Origin of the sequence: Spirochaeta cellobiosiphila DSM 17781 (genome assembly GCF_000426705.1) — a bacterium.
GTDB lineage: Bacteria > Spirochaetota > Spirochaetia > DSM-17781 > DSM-17781 > Spirochaeta_E > Spirochaeta_E cellobiosiphila.
In genome coordinates this window covers 385,028-399,949 of sequence record NZ_KE384556.1, presented here as the reverse complement: position 1 = coordinate 399,949, position 14,922 = coordinate 385,028, and the positions used below count along the sequence as shown (strand labels likewise).

General features: G+C 38.4%; 12 protein-coding genes. 5 read left to right on the top strand and 7 right to left on the bottom strand.

The features are described from left to right. Nucleotides 1-53: 53 nt before the first annotated feature. The gene (gpmA, locus tag K345_RS0114465; RefSeq protein ID WP_028974778.1) at nt 54-800 is read left to right on the top strand and encodes a 2,3-diphosphoglycerate-dependent phosphoglycerate mutase; all 747 of its coding nucleotides are present in this window, start codon (nt 54-56) and stop codon (nt 798-800) included. Nucleotides 801-885: 85 nt separating this feature from the next. Here gpmA and K345_RS0114460 read toward each other — a convergent pair whose 3' ends face one another. Together K345_RS0114460 and K345_RS0114455 are read right to left on the bottom strand one after the other, a co-directional pair. Continuing rightward, entirely contained in the window at nt 886-1,176 is a 291-nt protein-coding gene (locus K345_RS0114460) for a hypothetical protein (protein ID WP_028974777.1), read from the bottom strand. Then, nucleotides 1,177-2,205 carry a M4 family metallopeptidase gene (locus tag K345_RS0114455; protein WP_037572515.1) on the bottom strand — a complete coding sequence of 343 codons (1,029 nt, stop codon included), beginning with the start codon at nt 2,203-2,205 and terminating at the stop codon, nt 1,177-1,179. 155 nt (nt 2,206-2,360) lie between these two features. Here K345_RS0114455 and K345_RS0114450 point away from each other — a divergent pair, with 155 nt between their 5' ends. Both K345_RS0114450 and K345_RS0114445 read left to right on the top strand, forming a co-directional pair. Continuing rightward, a complete protein-coding gene (locus tag K345_RS0114450; protein ID WP_028974775.1) occupies nt 2,361-3,563 on the top strand; it encodes a hypothetical protein in 1,203 nt (400 codons plus the stop codon). An 18-nt stretch (nt 3,564-3,581) separates the two neighbouring features. Then, nucleotides 3,582-3,890: a hypothetical protein gene (locus K345_RS0114445; RefSeq protein WP_028974774.1), complete on the top strand. Its 309-nt coding sequence runs from the start codon at nt 3,582-3,584 to the stop codon at nt 3,888-3,890. A 24-nt stretch (nt 3,891-3,914) separates the two neighbouring features. Here the strand turns inward: K345_RS0114445 and K345_RS0114440 are convergent, their stop codons facing one another. The 4 genes from K345_RS0114440 to K345_RS0114425 are packed head-to-tail and all read right to left on the bottom strand — an operon-like array spanning nt 3,915 to nt 10,859. Then, complete coding sequence (locus tag K345_RS0114440) at nt 3,915-5,078, bottom strand: alkaline phosphatase family protein (protein ID WP_028974773.1); 1,164 nt, start codon at nt 5,076-5,078, stop codon at nt 3,915-3,917. Between the two features lie 47 nt (nt 5,079-5,125). After that, nucleotides 5,126-6,325, bottom strand: coding sequence for a DNA polymerase IV (gene dinB, locus K345_RS0114435; protein WP_028974772.1), 1,200 nt, complete (start codon nt 6,323-6,325; stop codon nt 5,126-5,128). Further along, on the bottom strand, nt 6,325-8,604 hold the full coding sequence (locus K345_RS0114430; RefSeq protein WP_028974771.1) for a HEAT repeat domain-containing protein: 2,280 nt from the start codon (nt 8,602-8,604) through the stop codon (nt 6,325-6,327). Before K345_RS0114430 ends, dinB begins: the two co-directional genes overlap by 1 nt. 44 nt (nt 8,605-8,648) lie before the next feature. Beyond that, a complete protein-coding gene (locus K345_RS0114425) occupies nt 8,649-10,859 on the bottom strand; it encodes a zinc-binding metallopeptidase family protein (protein ID WP_156888418.1) in 2,211 nt (736 codons plus the stop codon). Between the two features lie 54 nt (nt 10,860-10,913). Between K345_RS0114425 and K345_RS0114420 the strand changes: the two genes are divergently transcribed. Both K345_RS0114420 and K345_RS0114415 read left to right on the top strand, forming a co-directional pair. Then, complete coding sequence (locus K345_RS0114420; protein ID WP_028974769.1) at nt 10,914-11,423, top strand: nitroreductase family protein; 510 nt, start codon at nt 10,914-10,916, stop codon at nt 11,421-11,423. 7 nt (nt 11,424-11,430) lie between these two features. Then, a complete protein-coding gene (locus tag K345_RS0114415) occupies nt 11,431-12,591 on the top strand; it encodes a DUF8084 family protein (RefSeq protein WP_028974768.1) in 1,161 nt (386 codons plus the stop codon). On the opposite strand, the gene K345_RS22480 is transcribed toward K345_RS0114415, so the two are convergent. Then, the gene (locus K345_RS22480; protein WP_053228336.1) at nt 12,592-14,883 is read right to left on the bottom strand and encodes a methyl-accepting chemotaxis protein; all 2,292 of its coding nucleotides are present in this window, start codon (nt 14,881-14,883) and stop codon (nt 12,592-12,594) included. It abuts the gene before it with no gap. Nucleotides 14,884-14,922 lie beyond the last annotated feature (39 nt).

The following is a 14,922-nucleotide window of genomic DNA, read 5'->3' as shown; positions in this document are numbered from 1 at the left end:
TTATATTTAAACCAAAGTACATGACAATAAACATACTGAGAGGTATTCAAAAGATGAAGAAACTTGTATTGATACGACATGGTGAAAGCCAATGGAATCAGGAAAACAGATTCACAGGTTGGACCGATGTTGATTTAACTGAAAAAGGAAGAGGTGAGGCTAAGTCCGCTGGAGAGTATTTACAGAAAGAAGGATTTACCTTTGATGTAGCTTATACTTCTGTTTTAAAAAGAGCTATTAGAACTCTTTGGACCGTTATGGATACGATGAACCTAATGTGGCTTCCTGTGAATCGTGACTGGCGTTTAAATGAGAGACATTATGGTGCTCTTCAGGGACTTAACAAGGCGGAAACCGCTCAGAAGTATGGAGAAGATCAGGTTCTTGTCTGGAGACGAAGCTTTGATACTCAACCTCCTGCTTTAGAAAGTAGCGATGAACGTTTTCCAGGAAAAGACCCTCGTTATAATGGACTGAAACCGGATGAACTTCCTTTAACAGAATGTCTGAAAGATACCATAGATAGATTCTTACCTTTATGGAATGACACCATAGCTCCAGATATAAAAGCTGGCAAAAATGTTCTTATTGTTGCTCATGGTAATAGTTTACGAGCACTTGTTAAACATTTGGATGGTATATCAGATGATGATATTACTGGATTAAATATTCCTACTGGTATGCCCCTTGTTTATGAATTAGATGATGATTTAAAACCTCTAAAGCATTATTACCTAGGGGATCCAGCGGCTGTCAAAAAAGCTATGGATGCTGTTGCTAATCAGGGAAAAGCGAAATAACAAACTAAAAGAGGACTCTTCTGAAAAGAAGGGTCCTTCCAGTCAAATTACCTGCTTGATCGTATATTTTGTACTAATTAAACAATTACTTTGGCTTCCTTAAAATATACTGAATGATATTACTTAGTTCCTCATTAAGTGTCTCATCTGTCCATTCCCCCTCGATTGTTTTTGAAACTGTTTTAGCGATTAAATAATATTGTAGCAGATCCCTTGCCTTAGACTTTTTGATTGGTTTGGTATCAGGAAGTAAAAGTACTTTGTCTAGATCTGTTTTTAAGTTGTCAGGAAGTTCTTTGTAGTTTATTTCAAACTCCTGGAATGTTCCTGTATATCCTCCAGAAATTTTAAGTGTTATTTTGACTAGCTCTTCCATTTATATCACTATTCCTACTTCATGCCAGCCTTGACGTATTGCTTCTTGTTCCTTAGCCCCGTAAAGGTTCCCCCCTACTTGGTAGGTCATGTGAGCCATTTCTATAAAACTGCTTTGTGAATTAAGATTCCTGATCGTTTGATACCATATTTTCCCTGGTTTTTCCCAGGTAGGAGTTCCTAGAAGTAAGGCTATTTTATAGAAAGCATGATTGGGGATTCCCGAATTAATATGAACACCACCATGATCAGAGTCTCCGGTATATTTATTCTTATAATGTTTGGGTTGCGGATCAGTCCCTAGATAAGGATCGTTTACATAGGCTTTTTCTTCTTTGAAGGTTCTTAACCGTTTGGCAGGGCTTGATCCCATAATTAATTCACCCATATCCCAGTTGGCCTTAGCTGGGTCACTTATCTTGTTATGCCAATGCTCAATGATTGCTCCCATAACATCAGCAAAGCTTTCATTAAGGGCTCCAGGTTCTCCCTCATATTCCAGGTTACATTCATAGGATATCACTCCATGAGTAATTTCGTGACCTGCCACATCTAAGGCTCTTGTTAACCTAAGGAAAGTCTGTCCGTCTCCATCTCCATAGGCCATTTGGTTAGAAGACCAGAAAGCGTTATTATAGCTTTTGCCTAAATGGACACTTGATACCATGGCCATCCCTCGATTATCAATGGAGTTACGTCCACAAATGTTCTTATAAAAATCATACACAATACCAGAATGAAGATAGGCTTCATTAGCTGCTTTATCTTGTGTATCCATCTCTCCTTCCTTTCTGATAAGTCTCCCTGGTAAGGGGGCCATTTGGTTGTTCATATCATAAATGTATCTATTACAGCCCGTACTACGAGGCACAAAAGATAATTCATTAGTGACAGAAGTTCCTAAAGCTCTACGTAATGCTCTACTTTCCGCAGAAGCCTGGAGTGCATCCAGAGCCTTCTGTCTAATAAAAGGATCAGGACACTTTGCTAAATTCTCAAGAATATAAGGTGGGATGTAACATTGACACATGGTTATTTCTCCTACTTTTTTAATTATTTTATCCCTCCCTTCTGGAAAATAAGGGTAAAAAAAGTCCTTCCCTACAAAAATCACCCTTTATGGGTGATTTAAGCAAATCATCAGAAGTATAGGTTATAGAAAAAATTATAGGAAAAGGAGTAAGTATGGTAAGTAAAAGGGCAAGTATTATTAGACTTGTGATAACGCTAATGTTATTACTGACGACGATTTCTTCATATGCTGAACCGTCTTCTAAAGACAAAAGGTATGCTAAATTAACTGCTGATCGTCTAGATCGTGTGGTTAAATATCTGGATAGCGATGTTTTATCAAGTGCACAACGGGATATAGCTAGTGCAGAAAAATATCTTGGAAAGATCTCTGATGAGTACAAATCTTCAGATACTGTAAAAGCTTTGATTACAAGATTTGATGCGTTATCAAAACAAGTTAATAGGGCAGCCAATCAAGAAGCAGATAGAAAAGCTGAAGCGGATGCTTTGCGAGAGGAGACGAATCAATTCCATTATCTGCGTGGATGGATGTCAGAATATCCTGTGTTTCAAAATTTACTTTTGGCCAGGGATAATAAGTTTGACTATATGGAATATGACGATATTGTTATGGTACGAAATCGTCTTAAGCAGTTCAAAGCCATTGAGAAAACTTTTAATAGTAAGTTCCCTCTACTCATTAAAGAACATCAAGATATTGTTGGTCATGATGAACAAAAAGCAACAGTAGGTGATTATGTTGATGTTTTTGCACATGCAGATTCCTATTTTGAAAAGCTAATCAATGGTATTCATGATAAAGAATATGTAGAGGTGAAGGCTAGGTTAGTCAACGCCATAGACTATGCCCACGAAGGAAAACTGAGTATGCCTATGTTAATCCGTCTTTGCCCCAAAGGTTTAGAGGATTACACAGAATATCAGGAATTATTAAAGAGCTACAAAGAAAATAATCTATCATTTCCTTCTCAACGAAGTAAGGAGCTTGATTCTTTAAAAGATGATTTTCTTAAGGCGCTTGTGAAAGCTTCAAAAGACCATAAATGGAATAAGTACAAAAAAGATTTTCCCTACCATTCAAAGGATATGGATACAATCTTCAATAGAAAAGCCGACTATGATCAGACCATTCAGGTTATCGCAACTATCCCAGAAGATAAATGGACCGTATATCGAAATGCTTTAGGTACTATTCTCTATGAAGCTGGAAATGGGTATGTGATTATGGAAATGAAAGGCTCTCCTGTTGCCATTGGTGTTCCTATTCAAATCCAACGTCCATACAACGGTAGCAAATTCGTTGATGCTAACGTTCTATCCTTTGGAGCCCCTTATCTCCCATTTCCCAAATAATTAAAGGATTGATGGCATATGAAATTTATAATATCACTGATATTGGTCTCTACCTGTTTTAGTTGTACTTCTTTTTCTCCCCATGTTGTCAGTCAGGATGATAAGAAACATATGAACTCTGTTGATAACTATTTGAGAATAGTGGATTTTAACTTAGGTGAATGGGACAGCCTTAAAAAAGCAGAAGACAATTTGTCCTATGCCAAAGAAGTATACGCAAAAATCAGTCCCATTGGGTTAAGGACCCCCAGAGCTGTATCATTAGCTGCTGGTATAGAGGATAGAGAAAAACTCATACAAGATAAGAAAAGTTCCCCCCCCGAATAAAACTTATTGAGGTTGTCCCTGTTCCTAAGGGGACAACCTTTTAATGATAAGAGGTATAGACATTTCTTCTTTCCTTAATCCCGCATGATGTCCCTTGAATTGAGGCAGGGGGGATGAGTTTGGCATGATGTATTGTAAGAGCGTTTCTCCAATCCCTATGGCTATATAATCTCCTAGATAATCATCTATTTTTCTGTGAGCTGTCCCTTGTCCCAGATAGGCCTGAGATAAGAAGTCTTCCTTTGATAACAAGATAAATTCGTCACCAAAATTTTCGTTAAACAGGTCTTCAAATTGGGCCTTCTTATTAGGTTTCACAAATAAGCTAAGAGCTCTTGATTCCAGTGAAGGAGGCATAATTAAACAGGCGTCAATCTCTGGATAATCTCTTAGGTTGACGGTTCGGCCCACGTCAATTTGACCATGATCTGCAGATAGAATGAGAAGGGTATCCTTTAATTGATCTGTTAGCTTCTCTACACCATTCTCCAGCTCCTTGAATAGGTCTTTAACCTTAGTTGTGTAACATCCTTCTTTATGTAGTGTACTGTCAGGGTTCGGCCAGTAAGCAAAGATAAACTGCTGGTTTTCCTGCTGACTAATCCGGACTATTTCCTGAAAGAGCTCCTGAATAGTATCCACTTTGATATTTGTTTGTGGACCCTTTTGGAAGTTTATACTAGAGGGTTGTATGACCGTCTGTTTTACTTCTGGGCTGTAGTGATGTATCTGATCAAATATTGTCTGATAGGGCATTAGATATTGAGCTGCTGACTGAGTCCATATAGGTTCTTGACTGACGGTTCCTTTATTGGTAAAAGCATCGACCAGCCCTCCGAACTCCTTCATATACAATGTCCATCCAAGCCACCCATGTTCTAGTGGGGATTGTCCTGTATAATAGGCTGTCATTGCTGCTGTCGTTGTACTCGGATAAACAGAAGTTAGGGAGGCTTTTATATTTTGATTTAAAAATCCTGTCTCTGACAGATTGGATTTAATAAGCTCTGTACCCATACCATCGAGTATAATGACTAATACATTTTTAGCATTACTACCCAGAGGCTCTCTCAATTCCGCTAAGCTGGGATACCGTGTCGGACAATGATAATACTCAAGCAGGGACGACACAATATTCGGGATGGATCTTGTATAATCCGGTTTTCGTAAAGGATAGTTTTTTTTCATAGATTACAGGCTAGTCTATATCTGTAAGTTATGACAATGGATAGGATCTATTTTTTGAGGGGATGAGAGGGAATATCTTTTTCTGTTTTTAACAAACTAGCTTTTGTTATCTTCCCTTCTGGGAATTTATTTTTGATTCGTAATACGGTCTCTTCTAGTTTTCTTTTCTTCGTATAGGGAGTCTCGAATAATTCTTGTTGGCTAGCACCTCCCAGTTTTTCTAAGTTTGTAACACCCAAACCGATAAGACGGATAGGGGTGGTTCTATTCCACTTTTTCCTGAGAAGTTCCAAGCCTCCTTCATAGATCTCCTCCGCACTGGTTAGATAGGTTTGTCTTTTTTGCTGAATTGTCGAAGTGGTGAAATCTTCATATCGGATTTTGAATACGAGTGTTTTTCCTCTAAAGGATTCTTGCATGAGACGAAACATAATGGTATGGCTTATCTCTAATAAGGTGCGTTCTATACGCAAAACATCTCTTGTATCTTCCGGGTAGGTTCTTTCCGCACTAATAGAATGACTTTTAGGTGCAGAGCCAAAAAGTCCTGGATCAATGCCCCTAACCACATTATATAAATAATGGGCAGATGCCTGACCGAACAGGCTTTTCAATTCTTCTAGAGAAACTTGTCTTAATTGTTTAGTTGATGTGATTCCCACTTCAGCAATAATTTGAAGGCTCTTCTTGCCGACTCCCCATAAGTCCTTTAAAGGGAGAAGATCAATGAAGTCCTCTATCTTATCCTCTGTTACTTCATATAACCCATTAGGTTTATTGTAATCTGATGCCATTTTGGCTACTAGATAATTAGGAGCAATTCCAATACTTAAGGTTAGACCCAATTCGTCATATACTCGTTTTTTTATTGTCTCAGCAATTGACTGGGGATCCCCAAATAGTTTTTGCGTCCCCGTCATATCAAGGAAAGCTTCATCCACAGATAGTTGGGTTATAGCAGGGGAATAATCCTGGAATATGGTCATTATTTGATTACTAACCTGCTGATAGTGTTTCATTCTGGGGAGGATATATATTCCCTGAGGACAACGTGAATAGGCATAGGAAATCGGCAACCCAGATCTGACACCAAATTGACGTGCTTCGTAGCTACAGGTCGATACAACGCCACGATGTCCCGGCAGGGCTCCTACTATGACCGGCTTACCTCTGTAGTCGGGGTTATCCCTTTGTTCTACAGAGGCGTAGAAAGCATCCATATCAATGTGGAAAATAACTTTGTTCACTAAAAACTCGCGTCAATTTCTGCTTGCAAATCTTCCAGTAATTGGATGATTTCCTGATTTGTTTCCCCTTTCAATCTTTGGGCGATAAGTGGTTTCATAACAGTGGGATTCGCTTCTGATAATATTTGTCCAACATAATCATATATATCTTCTACTTTGGCCGCATCCAGACACAGTGTTAATGTCTGAGTTGTTCCCATTCTACTTAATGAATAAATGATCTTCTTTCTGGCGGATAAATCAATATCCTTAACTAGCATTTCAGGTGCGATTTCCACCACTCGCGAAGCATCCATATCACTCAAGGTCAATATGATTTGTAGCTTAACATTAGGGTTGTCACTCTTTTTGTATAAACTAATGAGGGAAGATTCGGTATCTGCAATAGGGATTCCTAATTTGCCCAAAGACTCAAGGGCTACTATTTGGGTTTCCTCATCACGGTCTCGTGTGGCAATTTGTGTTAATATATCAATGATTTCTTCTCTTTTATCCCCTAAATTCCCTAAGGCTTCGATAGCATAAAACTTTAACATGTAATACTTATCCCCTTTCATTTTGGCGGCCGTCATAAGAGTTTGCCAGAGATTTAGCTGGGGAGTATCGGTTCCTATTTTACCAATGGTTCTTACGGCATTCACCCTAACAGATAAAGGTTCTGCTTCACTGGTAACCAGGTTTTTTAAATTTGTTAATAGCCTTACATTGTTATCAGGGCCTATTTTGTACAAAGCCCAAGTGGCATTCTCTTTAACCTGTCTTTCTGGTTTATCCAGCATTTGAATGAGAGTGGGAACCGCATTCGGATCTGCTAACTGGGCTAGTATTTGACTGGCTGATTCCCGGTATATAGGATTCGTATTGGTGAGAAGCCCTCTGGTTAAGGTTGCCGTCACAGTTTGTGGATTATAGGGATATAGATCCAGCATAGCCTGTACCGCTGCAGACTGTACTATTTCTTCTGATGAACTCAGGTCATTGGCAATATATGGTACAGCTTGCACTCCCTGATCGGAGGAGGCCAGACTTTTAATGATCTCCCTACGGACTGGGGGTTCTAACGTATCAGTTCTCAGTAGACCTAAAAAGGTTTGTGTGGTTGCTCGGCTTGCTGAGCTAGATAAGGCTTTGATCGTTTCAATGATAACTTGTTCATCCTTTTCTGTCCTGAGAAGAGGTAATAGTAGTTCCTCAGCTTTTGTCCCCTGGTTCCCCAAGCCTTTAATCGCTCCCATTCGTAATTCTGGGTTGTTTGATTTGAGATATGTTTCAAAAATACTTTGTATTTTGTTATCGCTTATCCCTCGTAAGGACATATCTGCCAATGATTTTAATGCCGCTTTTTCGTAATCCGGAACGGGAGCTGATCCATCTTCAGGTTCAATATAATTGACTATATTGTTAACATCTTCTTCGTCTGCGACTTTGCCCAGAGCTTCTAAAACGGGTATGACTTCTCTGGCCTTGCCGATAGTCTGCAATTGGGTAGTAAGGATTTGTCTAGCCTGACTTCCTCCAATCTTCCCTAAGGTGTTAATTCCTTCATCAAAGTATGTAGGGGTGCTTAAAAGGGGTTCTATATAGGGAACCGTATCTTCTGCTTTTAGAAAAGCAGAGAGTTTCATTGCACTCTTTATCTGGTCCTCTGAATAGTTCTGAGGTTTATTCATTAAGGTTATCATAGAGTTGGTCAGTACTTTGATTTCTGCATTACTTAATCCAGTAGGGTAGGGATAGCCTTCTCCTACCATCTTAAGCAATTCCTCTCTTGATGTGAGGAATGTCTGTTCCAGAGAACGACCTTCCTCCTGATAAGCTTTGTTCATGTTAGCTATGTACCCATTGATTTTTTCTATTGCTTCCTGGTACGCGGCAGGTGTTAAGAACAGTTGATCACCTATGGCTTTCTTTTTATCGAGAATATCTGCCATTGTTCCTGTATAACTTAGGGCTATCAGTTCTCCTATAGGTCCTTGGGCATTAACCAAGGCTTGATAACTTTGATCGAGCTTGGCCATGGGAATATATTGATAATACATTTTAAGAAAATCTAAGATTTCTTGTACTTGTATTTTCTCGTCTTTAACACGGGAATCAGGGATGACTTCATTGATATCTCCTGACTCATCTTTTCTGGAATTACGATTAAGATCTATATAACCTTGTTTTAGTTCAGGATATATAGAAGTGAATTTATCACCCAAACTGTTATTAATGACTTGTCCGTAGACCATGGGTAACATAGATAACCAAATAAATAAAGGAACTATTCTTTTCATAAAGACATCCTAAGAGTATCAAGACCATTAGTCAAATCAAACAGCTAAGGTATTTGGTATTTCGTATGAATTTTCATATGCTCTATTAATTTAAAAAAAGGATCATCAAAAACAAATCTATAGGGCAACTGATCATAATAGGTATTAATATCGAGAGCCGTATCTGCGTCACCATTTAAGGTAATATCCAGAATCAAGGGGATGGGAGGATTTTCCCCAATATGAATGATTGCTTTGTTATCAGCAGGGTAGATATCAAAGGGAAAGTTTAGATCATAGATACTAAAGTTGTCTCCTGTAAGTGTTAAGTCAATCTTACGTGGTTCTCCTAAAGGGAAAATGACTATTTCATAGTGAGTTCTATCCAGGAAGGCATTACCAAAACTATCCACCATCAATAAATCCGGAGTGAATGGCAAATCATAAGAAGCTTCTTGTTCTTTAGCAGGAAGAACATATTCACTACCAAGAATATTAAAGGTTAGTTCTTCTACAGGCATAGGTGTTGTGATAGTCATTTGATGCTTTTGTTCCTGCATATCTGCTTCAACGGTCACATTAATGGGTTGAGGATTCTCTAAGGTAAAAGGATTGTAGTTGAGGATGAATATAAATAATCCTAAGGCCAATATCCCTGATACCCCTGTCACTCCTAAAGTCACATATTGACTCCCTCTTAAAGGATGATTATTAGGTAAAAAATGATAGCTGGTGATAAGGAGGGCGAAGGGAAATATTATTAATCCAAGGATAAGGTTGCCCTGAACTGAACTTAATAGCAGACCTCTGACAATGGTGTATTCGGGTATGGAGAATACATCTACCGAAGCTTTTATAAACCATATAGGGCTCGCTCCTAATGCCAGGAACTTTAGTTCTTTCTTAGGGATCATGATAAACAAAATGGTCATGACCAATGCCCACAGAGGATAGTAGGAATAACTGATATTATAGATGAGGGCTACTACGAAGAGCACCAGAAACAATAATAAAGCAATAGAAGAGTATAGCTTCGGATTTCTACTGATAGGCAAATGCTTAAACGCGGCAAAGAAGAGCATAAACAGGAATGCTGTTACGGCAATCTTAAGCCAAAGAAATATTAACGGAATATAGGTCCATAAATCAGAGAAAGATCTAATCTCGATAACTAAATTGAGAATGATGGTAGACAAATAAAAGATGGTAAATAATAAAACAAAGAGCAAAGGAAAATTCCAAAATCCCAGTATGACCTTACCTACACGTGAGTTAAAGTTTTTTTGGAAAATACTAGTGAGAATATAAAGCACAAGAAGAGAGGCTAATAAAAAGATTGTCAACGTTTGTTCTGTTAATAGAAAAAAGTTTTCCCGTACTTGGAAAAAAAGATAATGTAAATCCCATTCTTCACTCAAACCAGATTTATTATTGATCATAAACTGTTGGATAAACTGATCAAAATTTTGAACCCATTCTTCTCTTTCTTCATTGTTAGCTAATACATTATCACCTGTTTCAAATAGAATGGCAGGAATTTGTTCATTCAGATAGGGACTAATCTTGTTGTATCCTGAAGGTAGTCCTAAACGTAATACCTGGGTTTCATTTCCTTTTAACAAAAAGAAAATATCTGCTTGTTTTAAAGCTCTCGTACTTTCTTTGATCAACCAGTATGGGCTAATGATACCATCCCCCCCCGTTTGTATAGTGATTCTCTGGGGGAGGTCTTTCATATCTAAATAAAAGAGAGCCGTAGGTGCTGTTGGAAAATATTCTGATAGGAAATATTTACTACCTATGGGGTATTCTTCGGACGAACCTTGCTCTGCTCCAAGAAAAAGAAAGTTAAGTGTTAATTCGGGTTTGATAGAACTGTAAATATCTAATAAAGTTAAAGCAAGGGCAATGTTAGCAGATCCATCATGGGGGGATTGGCTATTTCTTTTCGCTGATAGAGGAATAGCAATGAGGAGTGTGTCTTGTCTTTGTCCTGGAATCTCTACACGAATGCTACTTGAGAAGGAGTGTGTATTCTCTACCTGGGAGAGATCATCTGTAACATAGCTAAGACTTAAGTTGTTAAGTTTATTAATGATGTAAGCAATAGCGTTTTGTTCTCTAACCGATCCTTCTAGCCGTGGGGTTAGTTGAGTCAGATATTCATAATACTCATTAAAATTTTGTTGGCTTACAGTATTCGTCGATTGAGGATACAATGTAAATGTAAGCATAGAGATAATAAACATAGAAATAAATAAGGTTCGCCCCGACATAAGATGTAGTCTATGTGTAGTATTGAGCCTTCGTCAACCTAAGGAGATTTATTGATGGAAATTCTGAAGGAAATAAGTGAGCGCTTTAGTATCAGACGTTACTTAAATAGGGACATAGATAGGTCTGTTATTGATCGGATACTTGAAGCTGGTTGCATTGCTCCTTCTGCAAAAAACAGACAACCCTGGCGGTTCATTGTCATCCAGAATCAGGAAAACAAAGATCAGATAATGGATGCGGCTTATGGAGAGGAGTTTATTAGTCAGGCAGGAGCCATAATCGCTGTATGTACGACTAATGTTGATTATAAAATGCCTAATGGCCAGTTGTCTTATCCTATTGATCTCACTTTCGCTGCTTCCTATATGGTATTACAAGCTCAGCATGAAGGCCTTGGCTCTTGTATTGTCACAACTTACCAAGAACCGGTAATCAGGGAAATCCTAACGGTTCCTTATTCAATGAAAGTAGTAATGTTAATTACTATTGGCTATCCTGACGAAGATATAAGTGTTCGGAATAGAACTCCAGTAGGCAGTATCTCTTCCTTCGAACATTGGTAGGGGACCTATGGAGAAATTACAGTCTTCAACAATTAAAATACCTGTCAAAATGACTTTTACAGATGAAGGAATCAGTTTCTTTATCAAAAGTGGTAAGAAGTTAAAAAAATATAAAATGGCCAACAATAGTGAACGCTATGGGGCTTCCTTTGAATCCATTAATGCTCAGACCCTGCAACGGATGATTCATCTAGGTTATATCAGGGACATTGAAATGAGCCGTCCTGAGTTTTTATCCAAAAGGCAGGATATAATGGATCTGTCCAAGTTAATAAGTTACGGGACTTTTTATAGGCGATTTGATGAGTTGGTGTTTGATCTGTTAATAGGAAGTCCTTTCATTAAACATTGGAATCGTACCCATCCTGGGAACCTGATATATGATCAAAGTCCTTTTTCCGAATCCCATCTAGTGGCATATACAAAGGATAATTATAAAGTCGTTCAACAAGTTAAGAACAACATTATGGATCCCTTGGTTAAAAGTATCACCTCCAGTGATCTGGATATTCGAGAGAAGAATACAAAGATTTTCTTATGTGAAAAATACCTCGATAAGATACGTCCTTTAGGATGGTTTATCTTTATCAAATTTTTTGAAGAAGAGGGTTTTGAACAGACCTTAACAAAAGTAAGGCAACTGCTAGTAGAGTTTATTGATAAATCCAAAATCACCGAATATCTTGCTTTGATTGTCATGGAATTACTTCTCTATGGAGAAAATAAGAATATACAAAAATTTGTCATGGAACGATACCAGGGACGAATGGATCCTAAGCAAGTGCTCTATGATGATGATGTCCGTGCCATGCTTGTCAATGAAATGGCCCAGAGGGAAGAGAATCTCTATCTTAACTGGCATCTGTCCCCGCGCAAGAATAATCTATTGTCAAGATCAAAGCTGCAGTTATCCATTTACAATAATGTGGCTGATTTTGAGTTTTTTAAAGAAAATGTCAATGACAAGAAGAACCTCAACCTGAAAAGGAAGAGCCTTCTTGATTTCTATAAAGATAATTCTCAGTCCTCAGGAATGAGTGATTTAGGTCTTTATTACCTTTCTTATTTATCTGATGAATGCCAAAAGGTTGGATTATATCTGGAATCTCTGGTTAGTCAAATCGCTAATAGTGACCGGACAGTGATGACCTTATCCCTTCTCATATAGTCAGAATGTTTCAAAATCTTCATCGTCAAGGGAGATGATGTCCTCAGGGTTGAGTGGTCTAATTCCCGTTTCCTCTTTTCGTTTAGGTTCAATAGGAGGGAGTGCTTGTCTTTTAATATCTTCTTTGTGATCTTCTTTTTGAGAAAGATCAAAAGAAGTCTGGTTACTGGGATTGTCTCCTATTAGTTTAAATTGGGATATTAAGTTCATAACGAATTGGCTCTGGGAGGCTAACTCCTGAGCGGCTGCTGCACTTTCTTCAGCACTTGCTGTATTTCCCTGGGTCACTGTATCTATTTGAGAGAGTCCAGTGGATATTTCGGCTATATTCTGGGCTTGCTCCTTGCTCGCCATTGAGATCTCCTCAATGATATCAGCGACCTTGTCTACGCCTTCGAATATATTGTTCAATTGCTCTGCTGTTTGCTGTGCAATCTGGGAACCTGATTTGATATTGCTTTGGGTCCCTTTTATCATCGCTGTCGTTTCTTTTACGGCATCAGCACTTTTGGCTGCCAGATTCCTTACTTCTTCAGCCACCACCCCAAAACCCTTACCATATTTTCCTGCTCTGGCTGCTTCCACATTCGCATTTAAAGCAAGGAGATTTATTTGAAAAGCTATATCGTCAATGACTTTGACGATACGCCCGATTTGATCTGAGGAACGATTGATTTCATCCATAGCTTTCTTGAGTTCACTCATTAATGAATTACCATCACTAGCCTGTATTAATGCCTGTTTAACCAAGGCATTGGCTTCCCCTGAATTCTCTGCATTTTGCTTGGATTGTCCTTCAATAGAGGTTAGGGAGGCTGATATCTGTTCTAAGGCACTGGCTTGTTCTGTTGATCCTTGACTCAAGCTTTGACTGGCATTACTTACTTGATCAGCTTCTTCTGATACTTGTAGGGAGGCCTTCCTAACCTTTTGTAATACTTGATTTAGATTGGATAGCATATTCTGAAGATTCTGACCAAAACTATCATTTTGTGAGGATAGTTTAACCTTAACGGTAAAGTCACCAGACCCCTGAGCGATGGCATGGATAACTTCTTCCTTGGCAGTCAAAGAGTCAATCATGTCTTTGAATTGCGAATGTAGTAAACCAAGTTCATCCTGTCTCTTCATGTCTTTTACGGTGAAGGATAAGTTCCCCTGGGCGATTTCAGTAGAAGCTTCAATTAGGTCGTTCAGAGGGTTTGTTAGCCCTTTTACCTGGAGTAAGGATAGAATAGTCACAATGATAAAGGATATTAATCCCAGTATTGTCATAGTTCTGTAGATCCCATGGAGAGGTGTCAGAACTTCTGATTGATCTATTTTAGAAACAATCCCCCAGTTCAGCGTATTTTCTATGAGAGGACTCCAAGCGGCAAATACCTTTATATCTCGATAATCTGTTGCACTTCCTTCATTTTCTTCGCCCTGTAAAGCTTTGCCTGCAGCCTCTGTTTTTGCCCCGTTCTTTTCTATAGGTCCGTTAAAGGAGGCTTTTAAGGAATGTTGGATAGGATCTAGTAAGGAAGAGGTCCTCATTCGAAAATCTTGTCCTACCAGATAAGATTCTCCCGTAGAGCCCATGCCACTTTTTTCCTGTAAAATATTGGTGATTTTTTGAATTGGTAAGTCAAATACCATTACAGCCAGAAGTTCCTCCCCATTAAAAACAGGGGCTCCCACTAATAATACAGGTTCATTATTAGCAGGTGCATATAGATCAATATCTGCAAACTGTATTTGTTTTGTGCTTACAACCGTCTTCCATAGTCGGTTTATAACACTATCTTTATACCTTCCCTGGGCAATATTGCTAGGAAAATCATCTCTTTTTTTTAAGGAAAACATGACATGTCCATGGCGGGAACATATCAGGTAAATATCATTTATGTCATAGATCCGGGAATAAGGTTGTAATGCTGCGTATATTTTTTCTTCTATTTTAGAATAGGGTTGTGTTACTTGTGACCCAGAGCTGGAGATATCAAATCCTTCATCGGTTCCTATCCCCATTTCATTATGATATTGTATAAGTTCCAATACATATTCATTTATATCCGGATTTATGCTAGCTGTTTTAATGTTTTTTTGTTTTTCCTGTAAATAGTCAATGACTTGCAGTTTTTTCAAGACTAGGACACTGTGCAATTGATCAAAGTTTTTCGACAGCAAAGCTTTCTGTATGGCTCCTGTCGTAATGGACACAAGTGTTAAAATCAATATCAATACAATAATTGTATTCTGAAGAGCCTGTTTAAATCCCAGTTGTTTTGTTAGTGGTATTTTCCTCATTGTACCTCTACTTTTCTATCCTTCCTTTTAGAAGCATAT

Excerpts from the sequence above, each read along its gene's own strand:
- gpmA (WP_028974778.1), top strand. The coding sequence starts at position 54 with ATGAAGAAACTTGTATTGATACGACATGGTGAAAGCCAATGGAATCAG.
- K345_RS0114460 (WP_028974777.1), bottom strand. The coding sequence starts at position 1,176 with ATGGAAGAGCTAGTCAAAATAACACTTAAAATTTCTGGAGGATATACA.
- K345_RS0114455 (WP_037572515.1), bottom strand. The coding sequence starts at position 2,205 with ATGTGTCAATGTTACATCCCACCTTATATTCTTGAGAATTTAGCAAAG.
- K345_RS0114450 (WP_028974775.1), top strand. The coding sequence starts at position 2,361 with ATGGTAAGTAAAAGGGCAAGTATTATTAGACTTGTGATAACGCTAATG.
- K345_RS0114445 (WP_028974774.1), top strand. The coding sequence starts at position 3,582 with ATGAAATTTATAATATCACTGATATTGGTCTCTACCTGTTTTAGTTGT.
- K345_RS0114440 (WP_028974773.1), bottom strand. The coding sequence starts at position 5,078 with ATGAAAAAAAACTATCCTTTACGAAAACCGGATTATACAAGATCCATC.
- K345_RS0114430 (WP_028974771.1), bottom strand. The coding sequence starts at position 8,604 with ATGAAAAGAATAGTTCCTTTATTTATTTGGTTATCTATGTTACCCATG.
- K345_RS0114425 (WP_156888418.1), bottom strand. The coding sequence starts at position 10,859 with ATGTCGGGGCGAACCTTATTTATTTCTATGTTTATTATCTCTATGCTT.
- K345_RS0114420 (WP_028974769.1), top strand. The coding sequence starts at position 10,914 with ATGGAAATTCTGAAGGAAATAAGTGAGCGCTTTAGTATCAGACGTTAC.
- K345_RS0114415 (WP_028974768.1), top strand. The coding sequence starts at position 11,431 with ATGGAGAAATTACAGTCTTCAACAATTAAAATACCTGTCAAAATGACT.
- K345_RS22480 (WP_053228336.1), bottom strand. The coding sequence starts at position 14,883 with ATGAGGAAAATACCACTAACAAAACAACTGGGATTTAAACAGGCTCTT.